Below are 21973 nucleotides of genomic sequence, written 5' to 3' on the forward strand. Positions count from 1 at the left end.
GGGAATTCGGTGAAATTCCCGGGCCAGGCTGACGCCAGAGGTTTCCTGGACCTGAGTCGCGGACGCCGGCGCAGTATAAAACCTTATAGAACTTATCGATTATCGAATTGTAGAGAGCAGGGTATAGCAGGATGTTGAATCAGCAGGAAAGTAGCGCGCTGGATATTGAAGGCTATATGCGCGTGCTTGGCCAGCAGGCCAGGCAGGCGTCGTACCATATCGCCAGGGCGACTACGGCGCAGAAAAATGCTGCGCTGCTGGCTATTGCCCGGGCTATCGATTCCCGGCGCAATGAGCTGATGGCGGCCAACGGGCTGGATCTGCAGGCCGGGCGCGCCAAGAATCTGGAAGCCCCGTTACTGGATCGCCTGGAGCTGACTCCGGCGCGGATCGACGCCATGATTGAAGGGTTAACGCAGGTAGCAAGCCTGGATGATCCGGTCGGCGCGGTTTCCGAGCTCAAGTATCGGCCGAGTGGAATCCAGGTGGGCAGGATGCGTGTTCCGCTGGGTGTGATCGGCATCATTTACGAGTCCCGGCCCAACGTGACCTGTGAGGCCGCCAGTCTGTGTCTGAAGTCAGGCAATGCGACCATCCTGCGGGGCGGATCAGAGGCCATTAATTCCAATCAGGCTATCGCGGCGTGCCTGGCCATCGGCCTGGCCGAGGCGGGTCTGGACCCCCGCGTGGTGCAGGTGGTTGAAACTACCGACCGCCAGGCGGTGGGCAAGCTGATCAGTATGCCGGAATACGTCGATGTAATTGTTCCCCGTGGCGGCAAGGGCCTCATCGAACGCATCAGTCGGGATGCCAGGGTGCCGGTAATAAAGCATCTGGACGGCAACTGTCATGTGTTCATCGATGCCCATGCAAATCTCGACAAGGCGATAAGCATCACGATAAATGCCAAGACCCAGCGGTACGGAACCTGCAACACCCTGGAATCCCTGCTCGTAGACCAGTCTGTTGCTGAACAGGTTCTGCCGCGGCTGGCCGAACGCTTCGCCAGCTTCGACGTGGAATTGCGAGGCTGTGAAGCGGCCCGGAAAATAGTGCCCGGTATGTCCGTCGCCAGCGAAGCTGACTGGAAAGAGGAATACCTGGCGCCTGTTCTGGCGGTAAAGGTGGTTGACGGTCTGGATGCCGCGATCAGTCATATCAACACCTACAGTTCGCAGCATACCGATGCTATCGTCACCGAAGATTACGGCAGCGCCCAGCGTTTTCTCCGGGAGGTGGATTCCAGTTCGGTCATGGTCAATGCGTCGACCCGGTTCGCTGACGGCTTTGAGTATGGCCTGGGTGCTGAAATCGGGATATCCACGGATAAGCTGCATGCCCGGGGGCCTGTCGGCCTTGAGGGCCTCACGTCGCAAAAATACATCGTGCTGGGGGACGGCCATATTCGAACATGAATGAACGTATCGGCATTATGGGCGGTATGTTCGACCCCGTGCATGTGGGGCATATCAGAGTGGCACTGGCGGCATTGAGAATGCTGCAGTTGGATCATTTGCGGCTGGTGCCCTGTGGTGTCCCGAACCACCGGGATCGGGCACTGTGTTCCTCACTGCAGCGCCTCGATATGCTGCGCCTGGCAGCCAGTGGGCACCCGGGTCTGATCGTTGATGATCGGGAGCTGAATCGACCCGGGACCTCTTATACTTACGACACCTTACAGTCTCTGCGGGCCGAATTCGAGCAGGCGGAACTGTTTTTTATCCTGGGCGTGGATGCCTTTGCCTCGCTTGACAAGTGGTATCGCTGGCGTGAGCTGTTTGATCTGTGCCATTTTGTCGTTATCGAACGGCCCGGCTATCCGGTCCAGCCTAGTGGCGCCCTGCGCGACATGCTGCAAAGCCGTCGGGTCAGCGGGCCAGGCAGCGCCCGGGGCAGAAAAAGCGGCCTGATTTTTGACCTGGATGGCCTGGACAGTCCGATCTCCTCCAGTCAGGTGCGCAAGCGTATCGCCAACGATGAGCCCCTGAATGACCTGTTGGACCCTCGGGTCGCCAGCTACCTGGGCCAGCATCAGCTATACAAGAAAGCAGTTACCGATTAATGACCCAGAAACGAGAACAGACATTGACTAGTAAAGAATTGGCAAACCTGGTTGTGGGCGCCCTCGAAGACATGAAGGGGCAGGCCATTGTCAGCATTGACGTCAGTAAGCTGACTGAAATCACCGATTACATGGTAATCGTCACCGGAACGTCGACTACCCACATTAAGGCCTTGTCCGATGAGGTGACCATGCAGGTCAAGGAATCTGGCGGCCAGGTGACTGGGGTTGAGGGCCGCATGCAGGCTGAGTGGGTCCTGGTTGACTTGGGTGGGGTGGTGGTGCACATCATGCTGGCGCCGGTCAGGGCTCTCTATAACCTGGAAGATCTATGGAACTTCGCTTCTGACACCGCTGGCGCCAGAGGCGCCGAGGGCACCACAGAACAGTGAAGTTCCGCCTGCTGGCAGTCGGTACCAGGATGCCTGGCTGGGTTGACGCCGGGGTGCTGGAATACAGCAAAAGGTTGCCGGCGGATTTCGCCCTGTCGCTGCAGGAACTGCCGTTGGCCCGCCGTGGCAGGAACAGCAGCTCTGAGCATCTCAGGAACAAAGAGGCTGAGGCCATCCTGGCGAAGCTGCGTCCAGCCGATCACGTGGTGGTGCTTGATGTGCTGGGCAAACGCTTCGATACCGGTTCTTTCGCCAGCCGTCTCGACACCCTGCGCGGCAACGGACGGGATGTGGTGATCGTAGTTGGGGGGCCGGACGGGCTGGGTGATCAGGTCCTGCAGCGGGCCGAGGAACGCTGGTCACTGTCGGATCTGACGCTGCCGCACCCACTGGTCCGCATTGTGCTGGCGGAGCAGTTCTATCGGGCCTGGAGTCTGCTAAGCAATCACCCTTACCACCGTGATGGATGATCCGCCCTGTCTCTGCCTTTGATCAATTTCTGCCTGGCGCTGCTGAAGTTAATCAGAGTTCAGCGCATCAATTGCAGGATGGTTTTTTACACGGCCTTCAAGTTAAAAATCTGTTCGATACCGTGTAAAATCATCCCCTAAACTTATCGGCAGTTTTGTTGTCTGATTAGCAAGCGGTTCGGCTTCAGGTAGAGGCCCTTGCAGCCGATTTACTAGTACAGGCACGCTGTTACTCAACAGCCGATGAGAAGTTAAACAAAACAAACGGTCAGTTATTCGAAATATGGCAGAAAAATGGCAGGTTAAGGATCACGAGAGCGAGCGGCAGCTGGTCAATAAACGTCTGGTGATTGCCGGTTGCTTTGTGGGGCTGCTGTTCCTGGCGCTGGTAGTCCAGCTGGTGCATTTGCAGATTCTGCGGTACGACTATTTTTCCGCCCGCTCCGATGACAATCGCCTCCATTCCCAATATGTCCCGCCTACCCGTGGTCTGATCTTCGATCGCAACGGAGAGCTGCTCGCCGATAATCAGCCAATTTTCAATCTGACTGTCATTCGGGAGCTGGCCGGCAGTATGGATTCGTCCCTGGATTATGTGGCGTCCCTGATCGACCTGACAGAAGACGACGTAGAGCAGTTTAAGGATCGGCTCAGTCGCCGGCGCATACCTCACTCATCGGTGCTGCTGCGCTACAAGCTGAGCGAGGAGGAAATGGCCCGGATTGCTGTGGCACAGCATCGGCTGCCGGGGTTTTCCATTGAGGCGCAGCTGGTTCGTCATTACCCACTGGATAGCCTGACCGCCCATACCGTGGGTTACGTATCGGAAATCAATCGTGGTGAGCTGGACTCCATGGATGAGGTCGAGCGGGAAAACTACGGTGGCACCAATCACATCGGGAAGTCCGGTATCGAAAAAACCTATGAATACCTGCTGCACGGTCAGGTCGGTTACGAAACTGTGGAGAAGAACAACCGCGGCCAGGTTATGCGGGTTCTGGATCGCACTGATCCGGTGGCCGGCAGGAATGTCTCGTTGCACCTGGATGCGCGGCTGCAGATCGCCGCCGAGAGGGCCCTGGGGGATTTTCGCGGTGCCGTGGTAGCCATCGACCCGGAGACCGGTGGAATTCTGGCCATGGTCAGCAAACCTGGCTTCGATCCCAATCTGTTTGTCACCGGTATCAGTAACCGGGATTTCAACAAGCTGATTACCGACAAGGTGAATACCCCACTGTTTGATCGGACCACCAATCCCTACCCGCCAGGCTCTACCGTGAAACCGTTTATCGGGCTGGGTGGCCTGCAACACGACTTCGTCGATTACGATTTCCACATAGAAGATCCTGGCTACTTTCGCCTGCCCGGGGTCCGTTATCGCTGGAATGACTACACGGCGCGCACTGCTATCGGTGGCGGCCATGGTCATACGGACCTGAAGAAAGCGATCTATCAATCCTGCGACACGTTTTTCTATGACCTTGGCAATCGCATGGGTATCGATACCATGCACGATTTCATGTCGCAGTTTGGCTTCGGGGAGAACCTGGCCCTGGACATACCCTACGCCCGCACCGGTGTGCTGCCCTCCCGTGAGTGGAAAATGGCAAGCCGCGGAGAACCCTGGTACCAGGGCGACACGATCAGCTCATCAATCGGTCAGGGTTACATGTGGGTGACACCACTGCAACTGGCCACGGCTGTTTCGATAGTGGCAAACGAGGGGCGTGTGGTGCGACCCAGGTTGCTTAAAGCCGTTGAAGGCGAGACAGTGGAGTCGGTGGAATCGGCTCCGGTGACCACGGTAGAGCTGGCCGATACGGATTACTGGAACTACATCGAAGATGCCATGACCATGGTGGTGCATCGTCCCTACAGTCAGGAATTCCGGGACTACGGAACAGCCTACGAGGCCATAGCCAGGGCCGATCCTGATATGACCTATAAGATGGCGGGGAAATCCGGTACCGCCCAGGTGGTTTCTATCGACCAGAGCGTTAGAAGCAGCGAGGAGATTCAGGTGGCTGATATTCATAAAGACCACGGTTTGTTTATTTCCTTCGCCCCGGCTCAGCACCCGGAGGTCAAGCCGAAGATTGCGCTGGCTGTGTTCGTGGAGAATGGCGAGCACGGCAGTTCTGTCGCCGGCCCGATTGCCAAACAGATAACAGACGCTTATCTGCTGGATATCCTGCAGCTTGACCTGACAGTCCCGGCGCTACCGGTAATCCCTGCAGAGCCGGCAACCCCTGCAGTACTGCCCCTGGTTACCCACAGTGATTAATCAGGATTTCACCCGCCAGCTGTCAGACCCGGTTGGCGCGCAGCGGCAAGGGTTTTCCATCTGGCGACTGCTGCGCATTGATCCGCCTTTGTTACTGGCGCTGATGCTGCTGGGCAGCTTCGGTCTGCTGGTGCTTTACAGTGCCAGTGGTGAGAACGTGGCTGAAGTCCGCCGCCAGGGCATGGCGCTGGCAGCCGCGTTTTTTGTCATGCTGGTTGTGGCGCAGTTCAGTGCGCATTTCTTTCGTCGCTGGGCCCCAAGCATGTACGCCGGGGGGCTGGCCTTGCTGGTGCTGGTGCTGTATTTCGGGGCCGAGGTTAACGGCGCCAGGAGCTGGCTGGATATCCCCGGTCTGCCCCGCTTCCAGCCTTCCGAGATCATGAAGTTCGTGGTTCCCATGCTGCTGGCCTGGTATCTGGGCAGCAGACCTTTGCCGCCCGGCTTCAAACATCTGTTCTGGGCCGGCATGATGATTCTGGTACCTGCCGGTCTGATCATCACCCAGAATGACACCGGCACTGCCATTATGATCACCATGTCAGGCATCTTCGTTCTGCTGCTGGCAGGCATCTCCTGGCGACTGGTTATCTGGGGTGGTCTGGGGGCCCTGCTGGCCTCGCCGGCCTGGTACCTGTTTCTGGCCCAGGAGCATCAGAAGAATCGGATTCTGACCTTCTTCGACCCTTACCGGGACCCAACCGGTGCCGGCTACAACATCATTCAGTCCCAGATAGCCATCGGTTCCGGTGGCCTCTTTGGTAAGGGCTGGCTGAACGGTGCCCAGTCACAGCTGGATTTTATTCCCGAGAGTAATACCGACTTTATTCTGGCAGTGCTGGCGGAGGAGTTCGGGCTGTTCGGCATTCTGTTCCTGATTGTGCTGTACCTGTTTGTTCTGGTGCGGGGTTTTTACATTACCTTCTATGCCAGCGATATGTTCAGTCGTCTACTGGCGGGCAGTATTACGCTGACGTTCTTTTTCTATGTATTTGTCAACATGGCCATGGTGTCCGGTCTGGTGCCGGTGATTGGTCTGCCGCTGCCGCTTATGAGCCGGGGAGGTACCTCGATCCTGACACTGTTTGTTGGATTTGGCATGCTGATGTCCATCTCTGCCGGGGGCAGGCGACCGGTAACCTGAGCGCGTCCGCATCCCGTCCGGGTCAGGCCGATCCATGGCCATGCAACTGCCGCGCTGGGCTTTGCCGAGGCAACGAAGGCGCTGCGGTGGCAGCAGAATGGTGGCGATAATCTGGCAATTCGGGCTATTTGCCTGAAAGTCGTTAAAAGTACCTGGTTTTGCGCCGTTATGTGTTATGAAGCTGATCAGAGGCTCCCTGAAGCAGTGAAGCACTGATCAAAGATTCACTGGCCACTGTGCGCCAGTCCCTTGAGAGCAGGAAGAAACCCAACTCATGTACCAGTTGAACACTAAAACAATCGCGGGATATTCAGGAGCAGGGGCGGGACCCAGGCATTGGCTGGCCAGCCTCGTGGTCCTGGGTCTGCTCATTGGTTGCTCCAGCAATCCTGAGCCTCCAGCCTCCAGCAGTCGCTATACCATTGATCAGGACCGCGCGCCCAGCGCCGGAACCCTGGATATTGCGGCGATTGAGGACGTGATCCCCGAACCTGTCAATCGAACCATGGCGGGCAATCGAAGCCCCTACACAGTGCTGGGGAAGACCTATCGTGTAATGGCGACGGAAGAGGGGTACTCGGAGCGGGGTGTCGCATCCTGGTACGGGGAGAAATTTCATGGCCACCAGACTTCCAATGGCGAAATTTTCGACATGTACAAGGTGTCCGCAGCCCACAAGACCCTGCCGATCCCCAGCTATGCCCGGGTGACGAATCTGGAGAACAACCGCAGTATTATCGTGCGGGTAAACGACAGAGGCCCGTTTCACGGTGATCGCCTGATCGACCTTTCCTATGCGGCGGCAGTCAAACTTGGCTACGCAGCGAGGGGCACCACACGAGTCCACCTGGAGGCTATCGTCCCGCCCCCATTCAGCGGCGAAACCATTAATCTGGCCAGTTCGGCTTCTGCCTTGTCGCTTCCGGGACCGGGCTCTGGTGCCGAGCGCTACCTGCAGGTAGGCGCGTTCAAGGACCTGGGGGCGGCACAGCGCTTGAGCGGCCGGTTACAGGAAATTACTTTGTTGCCGGTCTTCATTCAGGAGGTTGTCAGCGACTCCAGTCAGGCGCTTTACCGGGTGCGGGTGGGCCCCATCCGGGACAACGATGAAATCAGGGTCATATCGGACCGCGTGGTTGCTGCCAATCTGGGTAGTCCGTACACTGTTACCGATTAATGTTCCCGGTTCGGCTTGCGCCAGCTTCACCGGTATTCTGATAGCCTGAATTTACTTGAAACGAAATGGATAAACGCTTTATGTCATACCTACGTTCTACCGAAGCTGGATTGCGCGCGGCGCCGGCTGCGCTGGCCGGACTCTTGCTCTGGGCTATTGCGGCGGTGGCCTGCGCAGCACCGGCGATCATTCCCCGAGCGCCCGATATTGCTGCCAGCAGTTACATTCTCCTGGATGCCAAGACCGGCTATGTCATCGTCGAAGAGAACGCCGACGAGGCACTGCCCCCTGCGAGTCTGACCAAGATCATGACCGCCTACATTGCCGCGGAGGAAATCCAGCTGGGCAACCTGGCGTGGGACGATATGGTCCATATCAGCGAAAAAGCCTGGCGCATGGAAGGGTCGAAAATGTTTGTCGGCGTCGATACCCAGGTCAGCGTCGATGATCTGATGCGCGGAATCATTATTCAGTCCGGCAACGATGCCAGTGTGGCCATTGCCGAGCACATCGCCGGCAGCGAGGAAGCATTTGCGGACATGATGAACCAGTATGCCGAAGTGCTCGGTATGAATGAGTCCTTCTTCATGAACGCCAGCGGGCTCGACACCGACGTTTACTATAACCGCATGTCCGCCAGGGATCTGGCTACTCTGGCCCGGGCCACGGTTGTGAATCATCCTGACCATTACGCCATGTATGCCGAACGGGAATTCACCTACAACGGGATCACACAACCGAATCGCAATACCCTGCTATTCCGGGACCGGAATGTCGACGGCATGAAGACCGGCTGGACCGACGCGGCAGGGTACTGCCTGGTGGCGTCTGCAGAACGTGATGGTATGCGCCTGATTTCCGTCGTTATGGGGACCGCCAGCGAGGATGCGCGAGCCGTTGAGACCCAGAAACTGCTTACCTACGGGTTCCGCTATTACGAGACCCATAAGCTCTATGATGCCAACCAGCTGGTCAGCAATGCCAAGGTCTGGTCCGGGGAGCAGAATTCCGTCGATCTTGGTATTACCGAAGAGGTCTACATTACGATTCCCCGCGGGCAGGCCGAGGAGATGAGTGCCTCGCTGGAACTGGAGGAGGTCATTTCCGCGCCGCTCGAGCAGGGGCAGGTGATGGGTACCATCAATGTGGTGCTGGAAGACGACCTGCTGTACCAGGGTGAAGTGATTGCCCTGCAATCGGTGGAGCGTGCCGGCCTGGTCAAGCGCTTCATCGACTGGCTGACCCTGATGTTCACCAACCTGTTCAGCTAGTCCCGATGCGTATCAGCGATATTGAACAGGAACCGCCAAAGATCGAATTTCCCTGCGATTACCCGATCAAGGTAATGGGCATCGCCAGTGCGGTTTTTCAGACTGAGGTGCTCGCGGTCATCCACCGCCATGCCGGACCGGTGCCCGAGCACCGGGTCACCGAGCGCGCCAGCGCAAAGGGCAACTACGTCTCGGTCACCGTGGTGATCGAGGCAACGGGCGAAGAGCAGCTTAAGGTGATTTTTCAGGAGTTGATGGATCAGGAAAGTGTTAAGCTGGTCCTGTAGTCGGTCTCAACCACATTGCGGTTCCCCAGTTGCTGCTCAGCGAGTATAAATACCATCAGTTGCGCAATCTCGACCCCGAACGGGCCGGGGATTCCCTGCTGACGGTCAGAAGGCTTGGCTTACAGAGTTATGAGCCGATCTGGCGCGCCATGCAGTATATAGCCAGCCATCCTGAGAAAGAGCGCGGCGACGAGCTGTGGTTGCTGAGCCACAAACCGGTCTATACCCTTGGCCAGGCAGGCCGTCGAGAACACCTGCTGAACCCCGGTGGGATCCCGGTAGTTCAGACCGATCGGGGTGGTCAGGTTACTTACCATGGACCCGGGCAACTGGTCATTTACCTGCTGTTAAACCTGCGCCAGAAGCAATTGGGTGTGCGGGATCTGGTGGGGCTCATGGAGACAGGGATCATTGATTATCTGGCAGACCAGGGTATCGCGAGCGAAGCCAGATCCGAAGCCCCCGGCGTATACGTAGAAGATGCTAAGATTGCCTCCCTGGGACTGCGCATCCGTAAAGGGCGCAGCTACCACGGCCTGAGTCTGAATGTAGATATGGATCTGGAGCCATTTAAGGGTATTAATCCCTGCGGTTACAAGGGCTTGCGTGTCACCCAACTGGCGGACCTGGTTCAGGACCGGGACCAGCTGATGCAGAAAAGCGCGGTTCAGCTGGCCAACAAGCTGGCAGCCCGGCTGGGCTACCGGCAGATCGAGCGAGAATCATCATCATCGGGGATTGTGTAATGGCCGATACCAAAAGGCGTAATGTACTGATCGAAGGACAAAAGCTGCGGGGAGCTGACAAGGTGAGAAGAATCCCCGTCAAAGTGATTCCCACCGACGAACTGCCTCGCAAGCCGGACTGGATCAGGGTTCGGGTTCCATCGTCGCCAAGAGTGCAGCACATCAAGGAAAAACTCCGCACCCATAAGCTGGCCTCAGTCTGCGAGGAGGCTTCCTGTCCGAATTTGGGGGAGTGCTTCAACAACGGCACGGCGACATTTATGATCATGGGTGATATCTGCACACGACGCTGCCCATTTTGCGACGTTGCCCATGGCAAGCCGAGGCCCCTGGATTCGAATGAACCGCGGGAACTGGCCGAAGCCATCGCCGAAATGGGGTTGGAGTATGTAGTGATTACCTCGGTGGATCGCGATGATCTGAAAGACAGCGGAGCGCAGCATTTTGCCGACTGTATCAGTGAAACCAGGCGCTGCAACCCTGGGATTCAGGTGGAAGTGCTGGTGCCGGATTTCCGCGGCCGCATGGATATAGCGGTCGATATACTGCAAAACACGCCACCCGATGTATTTAATCACAACCTGGAGACTGTACCGCGCCTGTACCGAAAGGCCAGACCGGGTGCCGACTACGAATGGTCCCTGGATCTGCTGGAGAAATACAAGGAGCGGGTGCCCGGTGTGGTGACGAAGTCCGGGCTGATGCTTGGCCTGGGTGAAACCATCGATGAGGTTAAAGAGGTGATGCGTGATCTGTTGGCGCATAAGGTGGACATGGTGACGCTGGGCCAGTACCTGCAGCCCAGCCGGGATCATCTCAAGGTCGAGCGCTTTGTGCACCCGGACGAGTTCGAGGCGTTGCGGGAGTACGGCGACAGTCTTGGATTCAGTCATGTTGCCAGTGGGCCGCTGGTGCGCTCGTCCTATCATGCCGACAAGCAAGCGCGAGGTGAGGACCTGCAGGGCGCTTAAATGTCTAAAAATGGAATACTCGTTCTAATCCAGGTGGCGGCCCTGCTGGTGGCAGTGCTGTTAGGCGCGGGCCTGCTTCTTAATCCGATTGAAACAGGTCGCCAGCCGCTGGAACTGCGTGCCGGGGTCGCCGCGCTGGCAGGGCTTTTACTGGTGGTCGGTGTGAGGCCATTCACTCCCTGGGGCACACGCGCCCCCCTGATTTTCATCCTGCTGTTGGGCATTCCGGGCCTTGTTGCTGGGCCCTGGTATTACTTTGGCTACCTGCCGGCCAGAGCGGGCAATGGTGTGAGTGGCGAACAGCTGGCCAGTAGCATGATTACTGAAAGCACCAGCAATGGTATCGTCGAAGTAGGGTTTGCCTATCCGATTTATACGCCCACTGTCCGACTGCAGAACAACGAGCTATTCACCCGCGATGTCGACGTTTATCTGCGGGTGCTGGACGGCAATAACGAACCCAACCTGTTCAGGGCTGTGAGGGCCCAGCTGCCGGATTCCCGACTGAGTGTCGAGGCTAGCGTACACGGTCTGCTCAGTGACAGTCCTGGCTACCTGCTCATTCCTATAGCGATTCCGCCCCTGGGTGCCGTAGAAGGGCGCGTTGTATTCATTATCAGTGATCTTAATGACGGTTCTACTTTCACTGAAGCCCTTGGGCGCAGTTACCCCGCTGAATTTCAGCTTCGCGATCCCGATAGCGGCGAGCTGCTGATGGACTTTCCCATGAGCTATAATTAGCAGCCAGCCCCGACAGACCGGCGCTAAGCTTTCCTGGGGGCGCTGCGATTTTTAAATCCGGCTCAAACGCCACATTATATTGATAATCCCCGAAGGTGCGGCTGTTATAGTCTTGCCTCGTCTGCCTCTAAAACGTTTACCCGTTGCCTGCAGAAGGCCTTCTGATAACGTGCCCAAAGTTTTATGGAGTCCTGTCGGGAGCATAGCGAGGCGTCTCTTGTGCCGCTCCACTTCCTGGCCGGACACTATAACGATGCGGTTGGGCCCCTTAAAGTCGCTGTGTCGTTTTCTGTTGAATTCGCCAGGGGCGTCGTTTACTCTCTGAGCGCAAATCCACTTTTTTGTCACCTATTGCGAGGTAAGTATGAAAATAACAACAGGGAAAACAACAGCCGGGAAGGTGGCTTCTCGCCTCAATTTAAGGCGGATCGGTGGCGCGGGTTTACTGTCTCTGCTGACCCTGGCGGGCGGTGCGCTGGCACCCCTGGCAGCCCAGGAAAACGACTGGGGCGGACAGCGGGTGGTAAACATCAAGCAGGAACCCCGGCATCGCACCATGCATAACGATGGCGATCTGTACGTAATCGATGTGCAGATCAATCCTGGCGATCAGACTCTGCCGCATACTCATGATTCGGCAATCATGTACACCTTCATCAGCAACGGTGATGGCCCCCTGGGCGGGCGGGTTTCCAGTAATACGGATTACGTGAAGGAGAATTTTACTCATCAGGTATCTAATGAAGGACCGCACCTGTTCCGGATCATCGCGTTCGCCAACTATGGACCTGGCCAGAGCGATCTGGCCGCTGGCCGGCCCAGCGGCGTGAGTGTCGAGCCACAATTGGAAAATGCCTGGTTCCGGTCCTACCGGATTGAACTGGCGCCGGGGCAGACCACCAGCCTGCAGACGCACCAGAATCCCACTGTCATTGTTCAGGTCACTGACGGTATGACCCATGTGACCCGTCAGGACGGTATCACGGCTGAGCTGGACGCCATGGGCGACTGGGCCTGGCGCGAGGCAAACAGCGCCTACCACATTCGCAACGTGGGTGCGGTGCCGGTGTCCGTAGTAGTAAACGAAGGGCGTCGCTAGGCGTCGCAGTGCTGGAGGCGTCCGTCCCCTCCGGTCACTGGTTTCTACCGGGCTCTCAGGCACTTACGCCGGGGAGCCCGGTCCACCTGAAAGAGTCTCGCCCAGCCCGCGGTACTCGGCGATGGCCAGCCCTGCGGCAACGCTGGTAAAGGGGTCGTGTTCAATAACCTTGCCGGGAAACACCCGGTCCAGGATCGCCTTGACGGCCGGTATCAGCGACGACCCGCCGGTACGTATGACCAGTTCCACCTGCCCGGCATCGATAGCTGCCAGGCGCAAGGTATCGAATACCGCTGTTTCAAAAGTACCAAGAAGGTCGGCGATCATCACTTCGAACTCGGCGCGGGATACCATCAGATCCACGTCGATTTCGGGGATATCGAGACGGGCCTGTTCCTGCGCTGATAAGGCCGCTTTGAGTTCCTTGATCGACTGAAAAACCAGGTAGCTGTAGTTGCGCTTGATCAGTTCATACAGGCGTCTGAACTTGATGGCAGCCTCGTCGCCCTGTTCGATGCGTTGCATCACCGGTGTGGTGTATTGATTCTGGTTGAGTCGGTAGCTCACGGCCCAGTTTAGAAGCAGGTCTTCGTATTCCTCGAAAGGAAACAGGGTCTCGATCTCACGGTCCTCGCCCTTACGCCGGAATCGTTCTCCTTTGCCGAGCAGAGGAAACAGCAGTGCCCGGAACAGTTGCTGGTCGATATGGTCGCCACCCAGCCCGATGCCGTAGGTTGCCACGACCTGAAATTCTTCGCCCTGGTGCCGCAGCACGCAAAGGTCCAGCGTGCCACCACCGAAGTCCACGGCCAGCATGGTCTGACTGGTAAGCTGGGGGTAATCGAACAGGTAGCTGATCGCTGCGGCGATTGGTTCCGGGAAGAAGCGCTGATTTTCGAAGCCGGCATAGCCGCAGGCTTCGCTGAGGCGCGCCAGCGCAACCTCATTCTGACTGTCGCTGCGGCCTTCAAAATTGACCGGGTGTCCGATGCAGGCATGCCGGGCCTGGTCAGTCGCCATACCGAGGGATTCCAGGGTTGCCTGCAGGGCCTGCCTTATTCGCAGCAGCAGCGGTGTCATCAGCGCCACCAGCCGGAACGGGCGGTCGAACACCATCAGGCGCGGGACACTGGCGTCACCCAGCAGGCGTTTGATGCCGCGAAACAGGCGACCTTTTTCGCCCGCGTCCACGATTGCTTGGCCATAGAATCTCTCTGTGCCAGCCTCTTCAGGCAGACCCATGTCGCCAATTTGGCCGGTAGATGTGCGACCCTCACCTAGGTATTCCGCGCTGAGTTCGACTTTGCGACCGGTGTTGGAGGCTATATAGGCGTCAATTCCGGCCTGCCCGGTGGTGATCCTGAATTTGCGATCGACATAAACCGCAGAAGGCATGATTGCGGTCCGGTCTTCCAGGACCACCATGGTCACCCGTTCCCCGTCGAAGATTGCTGCGGCACTGTTACTGGTGCCATAGTCGATGCCTATTCCCGGTGACAGGAGTGGGGGACGCGGATCGCTGCTCATTGATTGTAAATCTGCCCGTATTCGTGCCAGGACCATCGAGTTGCAAGTGCCGGTGGCTGACTCGTGAACCGGTTTGCGCAGTGAGTGTCGAGGGTGTTCGTTGCCGGATTAGTTGTGACTGAGCGGTTAAGGATTTGCTGGTCAAGGATAATGATGCGTCACGGTGCCTGCCCGGCAGGTTGTGTACCGGACTGCACCGATTGTCGTGATACTCCAGGGTCAAAAACCAACCGCAAAGCCAAACCTTTTTGCTGCGTCGAAAATTGTTCGTTTTATAGCACACTCCGCTTACAGTTCACTAGGCAGAAATGCATTTTCAAAGCGGGCACATCCAAGTGGCCGCGCGGTGGGAAATGCTGTGGAACGGTGGTTGGGGAAGGCGCTTTTCATGCTGCGCGACCCGCAGCCACGACGGGCTGGCGCGGCCGCCAGCCCGTGCTTGAATAATGGCAGCACATACCCTATTCTGCCCAGTCGTGCCGCCAGACAGCCATTTCAGGGCGGTATCCGGAATGGGGCAGGTTGAGTGGGTTTAGTACTTTTGGCAGGAGCAGGCATGCCATCAAGGACGTCAGTGAAAGCAGTCAGCGAATCAATCAGCGAGGCAGACAGAACAGCAGGCGGGCTGGTCGGCTTGAAGGCGGCAAGCAGCTGGCGTCGATTTACCGGCCAGAGATTGAGGCTGGTGCTGGCGAGTCTGTTGCTGGTGACCGCAACAGCGGCCCAGGCCGCCACTATAGTGCGTGTCAGCACGTCTGTTGGCGATTTCTCCATCGAATTATACGACACTGCCACGCCGGGCACGGTGGAGAATTTTCTGCGCTATGTGAAGGGTGAGGTGGTGGATATCAACAACGCGCCGGTAGACGCAGCTGTCAACTACAACCGCACTTACCTGCATCGAACGCAGGAGATCGAGACCCAGGGGATAGGCATCATTCAGGGTGGTGCGTATCGGTTCCAGCCTTTTTTCGGCCCTGAGCCAATTATCGAATCTGACGAAGTCCCCACGGTTATCAATGAGCCGGGCCTGTCCAATTCCCGCGGCACGATTGCCATGGCCAAGGCTGCCGGAGACCCTGACAGCGCCACCTATCAATGGTTCTTCAACACTTCAGACAACGGCAACGCGCTGGATGCCAATAACGGTGGCTTCACCGTATTTGGCCGTGTGTTGGGTGGCGTGGATGGTTCTGACCTGGAAGCAGGCATGGCAGTACTCGACACCATCCAGGGGCTGCAGAAGTTCAGGCCATGCGGCAGCAGTATCCCATGCCCCAGAGCGGATTTTGCGCCCATTATTACCGATGCCTATGGCGGGCGGCCCGATGAGGAACTGGTGTTTGTCGCCATGCAGGTGGTAGACCGTTACAGTGCAGCTGTCAATGTGTTCAATCCTCTCAGTGGCCAGATAATAAGTGCAATGACTGCAGACGGCGGCGTGGCTGCCTACAGCATCAAGTGGACAGTGCTGACAGAAGGTAGCCAGATTCTGCTGGAGCCCGATGTGGACAGTCTGTTGCTGTTGCGCGATGCCCCGGAAGGGGCCGCGGAATTTACCGGTGCGACAGGGATGCTGAATTTTCCGCGTCTTGAGCTGAGCGAAGGGGAGAGCTTCTGCAACCTTACGTTTCAGCTGGCCGATCCGGCGACCCTGCGCTTCGCCCTGACAGGAACAGTTGATTCCTGTCAGTAACTGCAATTTGCTGCCTGATACGGCCAACGGAGATTACCAGTACTCATGAGTCCAGCCCGGGGTGAGTTCAGTTCCAGATTCGGGTTTCTGATGGCAGCCTCCGGGTCCGCCGTGGGGCTTGGCAATATCTGGGGATTTCCCACCAATGTCGCCAGTAATGGCGGTGCGGCGTTTCTTTTTACCTACCTGGTACTGGTCTTTCTGCTCGCCTACCCGGCGCTGATGGCGGAACTGATTATCGGCCGCCATGCCAAGGCCAATGCCGTGACTGCCCTGCAGGGGCTTTCTCGCGGCCGCATCAGCTACCTGGCAGGCACTGTGGTGGGTTTCGTCGGCATTCTGACGGTCAGCCTGATCCTCAGTTTTTATGTGGTCGTCAGCGGCTGGATGATGGCTTTCCTGATTGATCCACTGGCCCGCCTTGTGGGGCTGGATTCCCTGGCGGCGTGGCTGACTGCTGATGGCATGCTGCGTAACAGCCTCTTTGTGCTGGTGTTCATGGGGCTGACGGTTTACGTGATCAGCGCAGGGGTGAAGGAGGGCATTGAGAAGTGGGCCTCACGCCTGATGCCCTCGCTGATTGTGATACTCCTCCTGTTGATCCTGTATGTGGTTACCCTTCCTGGCGCCCGAGAGGGGCTGCGTGCTTATCTGGTTCCGGATTTCAGCGCCGTGGTCAGTCCGTATCTGATTATCAATGCCATGGGGCAGGCTTTCTTTTCCCTGTCGCTGGGCGTGGGCACCATGCTGATTTACGGTTCCTATGTGAGCAAGCGGGAGAATCTTCCGCAGCTGGGCAGCATGGTGGCGCTGCTTGACGTCGGTATCGCATTCCTGGCGGGTATGCTGATCCTGCCGGCCATGTACGTGGCCCAGTCCAGCGGCGTAGCGATCTATGATGAGGCTGGCGGACTGATAGCAGGGCCGGGCCTCATCCTTTCCGTGCTGCCGTCCCTGTTCAATAACATGGGGTCTATCGGTCTGCTGGTGGCCCTGGCCTTCTTTCTGTTGATGACTATAGCTTCATTGACGTCATCGATTTCCATGCTGGAAGTCCCGGTTGCCTATGCGGTGGAAAAACATCAAGTGGAGCGCCGCAAGGCTACCGTCATCGTGGCCGCCCTTATCACTGTATTCTGCCTGATTATCGTGGCGAATTTTGATGCGTTGTTCGACCTGGTGGTCACCATCACCACCGAGTGGAGTCAACCGCTGGGCGGGCTGTTCTTCTGTGTTTTTGTGGCCTGGATCTGGAACCGCAATGGTCTGCTGCAGGAGATCAGCCAGGGATTTCCCGAGGTGCAGAACAGCCTGTTCTGGAAAATCTGGCCGTTCTACGTGAAGTTTATCTGCCCGGTAGCGATCCTGATGGTGTATGTGCAGCTGCTGGGAATTATCTAGTCGCGCAGGCAGGTCTAAATACTGTTAATAAACACATTGCTGTCCCACAAAATCGTGGCCGAAGGGCCTGCCACGGCCTGAATCCAATTATTTGCACTATTCGGGATCTGTGTCAGACATGAACGTGAAGTTGCTACGTGGCCAATAAACTATCGAGTGTGAATGGTTCGGGACCGCATTGGCGCGGGGGAATCCACTCCTGGGCAACTTGCATCCCTCCGGGATTCCCTCCCTCGGTCGGGAGCCCACAAAACGGTCACCCTCGGTCAGTCGGCGCTGCGTATTGATTGCTCCGTCGCTGGATTCCCGCGCGCCGATGCTCAGTGCCACCATTGCGATACAGGGGCCTTTTTGGACAGGTTAAGCACTCTGTGGGACAGCAGTGTAACAAACGCTGTAATCAGTGGCTTCCGGTAGAGCCAGTTGAGTGGTTAAGTGGGCATCTGGCGGGCTGTGGTGGGTATAGCGTCCAAGGCGTCATTGTCCGGCCCGGCACAATCTGGCCTCTGATAGTTCTGCCTCACTCGCGAGGTCAGTCCTTTCTGCCGTCGCGCAGAATTTCAATAAAGCGCTCGATCTCATCTCCGGTGTTGAAATAATGCAGAGAGGCCCTGTTGACGTCGCCGACGTGGCGGGCGGCAGCGTCAAGCAGCGCGTTTGCCTGTTTGGCAATACTGGTATTGATTCCCGCCGCCCTGAGTCGTTGATGAAGCTGTGTGGCGTCTTCGTCGGCCTTGGAGAAGGTCACAATGCCCGAGAGATTGTCGCGCTGCTCGTGTACAGTGACGCCTGGCACCTCGGCTAGCCTGTCAACCAGGCTGCCGGCCAGCTCGCCTATTCTTTTCCGGATCCCGTCCAGCCCCACTTCACAGGCATAGTCGGCAGCGACGCCGAGGCCAATCTTCCCCGCCACGAAACACTCCCAGTTTTCAAAGCGTTTCGCATCATCCCGAAACCGGTAACTGTGCGCGTCAACCCAGTGTGCGGAATGCAAATCAATGAAGGGTGGTTCCAGCTTGTCGAGAACTGAGTTGCCGACGTAAAGAAATCCAGTACCCCGAGGTCCGCGCAGGTACTTCCGACCGGTGCCGGTCAGCAGGTCGCAGTGCAGCGCCTGGACGTCCAGCGGTATTTGTCCGGCGGACTGGCAGGCATCCAGCAGATAGAGCAGGCCGTGTTCCCGGGCGATATTGCCCACTGCTTCGGCCGGCTGCACCGTACCGACCTGGCTGGGAATTTGGGTCAGGGCAATGAGTCGGGTCTTCTGATTGATGCGCTTTCGCAGCGTGTCGAGACAAAGGGTTCCGGATGCATCGTTGGGCACGACGACAAGCTCAATCCCCTTACGTTTTTGCAGCTGCAGCATGGCCAGGTAATTACTCGCATACTCCGCCTGACCGGTAATCACCTGATCGCCGGGCTGAAAAGGGACAGCATAGAAGGCCATGTCCCAGGCGCGGGTGGCGTTTTCAATAAAAGCAATCTCGTTTGCCTTGCAGTTCAGCAGGCGGGCGAAGGCGTGATAAAAGTTATCTATTTGTGCGGAAGCCTGATTGGCAGCCTCGTAGCCGCCTGCAAGCTGTTCCAGTTGCAGATGACCGATTACACTGTCAGTGACTGCAGCAGACGCGAAGGAACAACCCGCGTTGTTGAAATGGATCAGCGCCTTACAACCTGGTGTCTCGCTTCTTAACTGATTGATTTTATTGTCGAGTTCCATGGCCTATAACGGTTGCAAAGGGGGATTGGTGCTGGTGGCTTTAAGTTTTGTCAGACGGCTGAAACATGCCGATGATGTTAACAGATAGTTGTGATACTGTGACTTTTGAAATATAAAATTACTGCGGTCCCACGTAATGCCTATACTGTTCAAAAAGGCTCCTGAGGCGCAATGCTGGCACTGAGCACCGGCGCGGGGGAATCCAGCGACGGAGCAATCAAAACGCAGCACCGACTGACCGAGGGAGACCGTTTTTCAGGGCTTCCGACCGAGGGAGGGAATCCCGGAGGGATGCTAGTTGCGGAGGAGTGGATTCCCCGGCGCCGGTGCGGTCCCAAAAAAAGTGCACACCCCGATCCAGTGTTAGCCGTAACAAATTCACGTTAACGTCTGGCAGAGATCACGAATAGGTCAAGGTTTTGGGTTCAGGCCATTGCAAACCTCACGGCCCTGATTTTGTGGGATAGCAATGATCTGAATTCTAAAATCGAAAAACGGCGATCAGAAACCGGAAGTCAGTAATCAGTATTCCGCCGTTAAAATGAGGCAGGCAGAATACACATAAATACTAAGCAAAAAACAAAAAACAACAATGATCAAGAGGGTGCAACGATGACCAAGCAGCAATCAGATTCCAGGGACGTCCCGTCTCTCAACCGTCGCGACTTACTCACCCTGTCTTCCGGTGCCATGCTGGCGGGGGCGGCAGGATTGATGCTGACACCTGCGGCCCGCGCCCAGAACAGCGCGACAGTGACAGCCATCGGAGACGTACAGGCTCTGATCTTCGACGTCTTCGGCACCGTGGTGGACTGGTGGGCCTCGATTGTGCGGGAGGGCCAGCTGCTCTCTGCCCAGAAAGGCTATGAGGTGGACTGGGCGACTTTTGCGGATCGCTGGCGGGGAGGTTATGGCCCGGCCATGAACAAGGTGCGAAGTGGGGTATTACCCTGGACCAAGATCGATGACCTGCACCGCATGATCCTGGATGAACTGGTGGTGGAATTCGGGCTCGCGTCTCTCAGTGAGGCAGAGCTGGATCATTTCAACAGGGCCTGGCACCGGCTGATGCCCTGGCCTGATACCGTAGCGGGGCTGAACCGCCTGAAAACCCGCTACGTGATCGCCACGCTCTCCAACGGCAATGTGTCACTGCTACTTAATATGGCAAAAAATGCCGGTCTTCCCTGGGATACAATCCTTTCGGCCGAGTTGTCCGGTCACTACAAGCCGGACCCTGAAGCCTACCTGAAGGCGGCCGAATTGCTGAGCCTGCAGCCCGAGCAGGTTTTGATGGTGGCCGCCCACCCCGGGGATCTGCGCGCCGCCGCCGCGCTGGGCTTTAAGACCGCGTATGTATACCGGCCACTGGAGCGGGGCCCACAGCGCCGGGTAGAGCGCAATACCACGGATGAGTACACTATTCGTGCCGAGGATTTTATCGACCTGGCAATACAGTTAGGGGCCTGATGGCGGGGGTGTGCCCCGGTCGGACCGCATGGCGGGCAAGTAGCAGGAACCCTGCCCTGGAAGCTCGCAACAATTGATTCTCAGGACGGCTGAACTTCCGCTCCAACCCAGGCTGATAGAATTGTGCACATCAGGGTTACAGCAGAATGGTCTGCACCCGGGATCCTCGGTTACAATGCGCCGCATCTTGGTATGTGGAAAAGGAGCAGACATTGAGCGAGCAACGAGTCAGAGAGTTAATGATTGAACTGATCAGTGAACTCGAGAAAATCGCCGAAGTCGATGACGAAACAGTCAATGTGGCCAGGAAGCTGGAAGCGGATATTGAGGACCTGGTAAACCCGGAAGTGGACACGTCCGAGAATACGATTCTGGATGATGCGATTGCCCTGGAGGCCACCTTTGCCGCGCGGCATCCGATGTTGGAAAAGACAATACGGGAATTGATAAACAATTTGAGCCGAATTGGAATATGATTGCAGCTCTGCTCGAGGTTAGCGGAGTCAAATTGCCAATCCGTTCTGCCTGCAGGTAGCCTTGCTCTTTTGGTCTATGTAGTACCTGCTGGTATGAGCTATAGGGATATTACAGAGGCGGGTGGAAGAATGGTTGAAGTGAGACCAGTGACGGGGAAATGTAAGAAAAGTGCCACTGTCGGGGAAAGTGACACAGTTTTTAAGGAAGAACCCATTTTTTGTAAAAATTCCTGACACTTTCTTGTTTTAAGGAATGTAATGCGCTGTAAATATTAGAAAAATATATCTTGGCATGAATATTTCATGTAATTTGCCTGTTAAGGATAATTCGTCTTTCAAAGGATTTTGAAAACATGAAGTACACAATTCCAACACTTTTACTTGCGCTCACAGCACTGCTGGGGCTGTCTTCTCAAGCTCAGGCTTGTGCAATAATGGATGCATCCGCTAACGGCTCCATTTCCAGCGCTTGCGCCACCGACAATACAGCCCTGTCTGACTCGGTCGCTGAGACTAACTTCGTCAACGGGCTGGGCTGGGGTGCTCCGTATTCTTATATTGGCAAGTCGCAGAAGGGCGGCGGATATGACGATACCGGACCGCCGGTCGTTCCGTCCGGCTGGAGCCTGAGCAGTGCGATACCTGCCTATAGCCCCTATATGTTCGGATTCAGCGTCACTGGTCCGGCCTCCACGCCGATAGACTTCGTCCTGGGAGTCAGGGGGACAGGTGATGACTACACCGCTTATCGGTTCGATAGCGCCAGCCTGCGTATCGATGGGTCCTTCGACAATTTCTATGTGGCGAACCAAGGTAATGACTTTGCTCACATAGCGGGATTCTATCGGGATGCCAGTGTTCCTGAACCATCCGCCATCGCGTTGCTTGGTATAGGCCTGCTGGGATTAGTCCTCGGTAGTAGACGCCTGCGCAGTTAGAAAGAAGGGCTACACAAATCCAATAAGAAACGATCTGGTGCTGAAAAATCCCGACCCGCCTCCAGAGGCGGGTTTTTTACGGGCTGTATTTGAATTTGTCGTAC

General features: G+C 56.8%; 20 protein-coding genes. 18 read left to right on the top strand and 2 right to left on the bottom strand.

The annotated features are described in order from the left end of the window. Positions 1 to 158 precede the first annotated feature (158 nt). The 13 genes from R3F50_14170 to R3F50_14230 all read left to right on the top strand — a co-directional run bounded on the left by R3F50_14170 (position 159) and on the right by R3F50_14230 (position 12641). A complete protein-coding gene (locus tag R3F50_14170; GenBank protein MEZ5491448.1) occupies positions 159 to 1415 on the top strand; it encodes a glutamate-5-semialdehyde dehydrogenase in 1257 nt (418 codons plus the stop codon). Continuing rightward, on the top strand, positions 1412 to 2062 hold the full coding sequence (nadD, locus tag R3F50_14175) for a nicotinate-nucleotide adenylyltransferase (protein MEZ5491449.1): 651 nt from the start codon (positions 1412 to 1414) through the stop codon (positions 2060 to 2062). Before R3F50_14170 ends, nadD begins: the two co-directional genes overlap by 4 nt. Beyond that, positions 2062 to 2454: a ribosome silencing factor gene (gene rsfS / locus R3F50_14180; protein ID MEZ5491450.1), complete on the top strand. Its 393-nt coding sequence runs from the start codon at positions 2062 to 2064 to the stop codon at positions 2452 to 2454. The genes nadD and rsfS overlap by 1 nt, the downstream gene beginning before the upstream one ends. Continuing rightward, positions 2451 to 2924, top strand: coding sequence for a 23S rRNA (pseudouridine(1915)-N(3))-methyltransferase RlmH (gene rlmH, locus R3F50_14185; GenBank protein MEZ5491451.1), 474 nt, complete (start codon positions 2451 to 2453; stop codon positions 2922 to 2924). Before rsfS ends, rlmH begins: the two co-directional genes overlap by 4 nt. 283 nt (positions 2925 to 3207) lie before the next feature. Then, on the top strand, positions 3208 to 5208 hold the full coding sequence (mrdA, locus tag R3F50_14190; protein ID MEZ5491452.1) for a penicillin-binding protein 2: 2001 nt from the start codon (positions 3208 to 3210) through the stop codon (positions 5206 to 5208). After that, a complete protein-coding gene (rodA, locus tag R3F50_14195; GenBank protein MEZ5491453.1) occupies positions 5201 to 6349 on the top strand; it encodes a rod shape-determining protein RodA in 1149 nt (382 codons plus the stop codon). Before mrdA ends, rodA begins: the two co-directional genes overlap by 8 nt. 274 nt (positions 6350 to 6623) lie before the next feature. Next, a complete protein-coding gene (locus tag R3F50_14200; GenBank protein ID MEZ5491454.1) occupies positions 6624 to 7526 on the top strand; it encodes a septal ring lytic transglycosylase RlpA family protein in 903 nt (300 codons plus the stop codon). Between the two features lie 80 nt (positions 7527 to 7606). Beyond that, positions 7607 to 8797: a D-alanyl-D-alanine carboxypeptidase family protein gene (locus tag R3F50_14205; GenBank protein ID MEZ5491455.1), complete on the top strand. Its 1191-nt coding sequence runs from the start codon at positions 7607 to 7609 to the stop codon at positions 8795 to 8797. Positions 8798 to 8802: 5 nt separating this feature from the next. After that, complete coding sequence (locus tag R3F50_14210) at positions 8803 to 9084, top strand: DUF493 domain-containing protein (protein ID MEZ5491456.1); 282 nt, start codon at positions 8803 to 8805, stop codon at positions 9082 to 9084. 95 nt (positions 9085 to 9179) lie between these two features. Beyond that, positions 9180 to 9830 (top strand): lipoyl(octanoyl) transferase LipB, encoded by a 651-nt coding sequence (lipB, locus tag R3F50_14215; protein ID MEZ5491457.1) that lies wholly within the window; start codon positions 9180 to 9182, stop codon positions 9828 to 9830. Next, positions 9830 to 10801, top strand: coding sequence for a lipoyl synthase (gene lipA, locus R3F50_14220; protein ID MEZ5491458.1), 972 nt, complete (start codon positions 9830 to 9832; stop codon positions 10799 to 10801). Before lipB ends, lipA begins: the two co-directional genes overlap by 1 nt. After that, the gene (locus tag R3F50_14225) at positions 10802 to 11542 is read left to right on the top strand and encodes a hypothetical protein (GenBank protein ID MEZ5491459.1); all 741 of its coding nucleotides are present in this window, start codon (positions 10802 to 10804) and stop codon (positions 11540 to 11542) included. Between the two features lie 364 nt (positions 11543 to 11906). Continuing rightward, complete coding sequence (locus R3F50_14230) at positions 11907 to 12641, top strand: hypothetical protein (GenBank protein MEZ5491460.1); 735 nt, start codon at positions 11907 to 11909, stop codon at positions 12639 to 12641. A gap of 63 nt (positions 12642 to 12704) precedes the next feature. On the opposite strand, the gene R3F50_14235 is transcribed toward R3F50_14230, so the two are convergent. Beyond that, positions 12705 to 14168 (bottom strand): Hsp70 family protein, encoded by a 1464-nt coding sequence (locus R3F50_14235; GenBank protein MEZ5491461.1) that lies wholly within the window; start codon positions 14166 to 14168, stop codon positions 12705 to 12707. A 556-nt stretch (positions 14169 to 14724) separates the two neighbouring features. Between R3F50_14235 and R3F50_14240 the strand changes: the two genes are divergently transcribed. Both R3F50_14240 and R3F50_14245 read left to right on the top strand, forming a co-directional pair. After that, a complete protein-coding gene (locus R3F50_14240) occupies positions 14725 to 15864 on the top strand; it encodes a peptidylprolyl isomerase (protein MEZ5491462.1) in 1140 nt (379 codons plus the stop codon). A 45-nt stretch (positions 15865 to 15909) separates the two neighbouring features. Continuing rightward, on the top strand, positions 15910 to 17265 hold the full coding sequence (locus R3F50_14245; GenBank protein ID MEZ5491463.1) for a sodium-dependent transporter: 1356 nt from the start codon (positions 15910 to 15912) through the stop codon (positions 17263 to 17265). A gap of 532 nt (positions 17266 to 17797) precedes the next feature. On the opposite strand, the gene R3F50_14250 is transcribed toward R3F50_14245, so the two are convergent. Next, positions 17798 to 18985, bottom strand: coding sequence for an aminotransferase class V-fold PLP-dependent enzyme (locus R3F50_14250; protein ID MEZ5491464.1), 1188 nt, complete (start codon positions 18983 to 18985; stop codon positions 17798 to 17800). Positions 18986 to 19699: 714 nt separating this feature from the next. Here R3F50_14250 and R3F50_14255 point away from each other — a divergent pair. The 3 genes from R3F50_14255 to R3F50_14265 all read left to right on the top strand — a co-directional run bounded on the left by R3F50_14255 (position 19700) and on the right by R3F50_14265 (position 21869). Beyond that, positions 19700 to 20455: a haloacid dehalogenase type II gene (locus R3F50_14255; protein MEZ5491465.1), complete on the top strand. Its 756-nt coding sequence runs from the start codon at positions 19700 to 19702 to the stop codon at positions 20453 to 20455. A gap of 212 nt (positions 20456 to 20667) precedes the next feature. Beyond that, on the top strand, positions 20668 to 20931 hold the full coding sequence (locus R3F50_14260) for a DUF4404 family protein (GenBank protein ID MEZ5491466.1): 264 nt from the start codon (positions 20668 to 20670) through the stop codon (positions 20929 to 20931). 353 nt (positions 20932 to 21284) lie between these two features. Further along, entirely contained in the window at positions 21285 to 21869 is a 585-nt protein-coding gene (locus R3F50_14265) for a PEP-CTERM sorting domain-containing protein (GenBank protein MEZ5491467.1), read from the top strand. The last annotated feature ends 104 nt before the right edge of the window (positions 21870 to 21973 follow it).

The sequence above is a fragment of the Gammaproteobacteria bacterium genome (assembly GCA_041395725.1).
In the GTDB taxonomy this organism is placed as follows: domain Bacteria; phylum Pseudomonadota; class Gammaproteobacteria; order Pseudomonadales; family Pseudohongiellaceae; genus NORP240.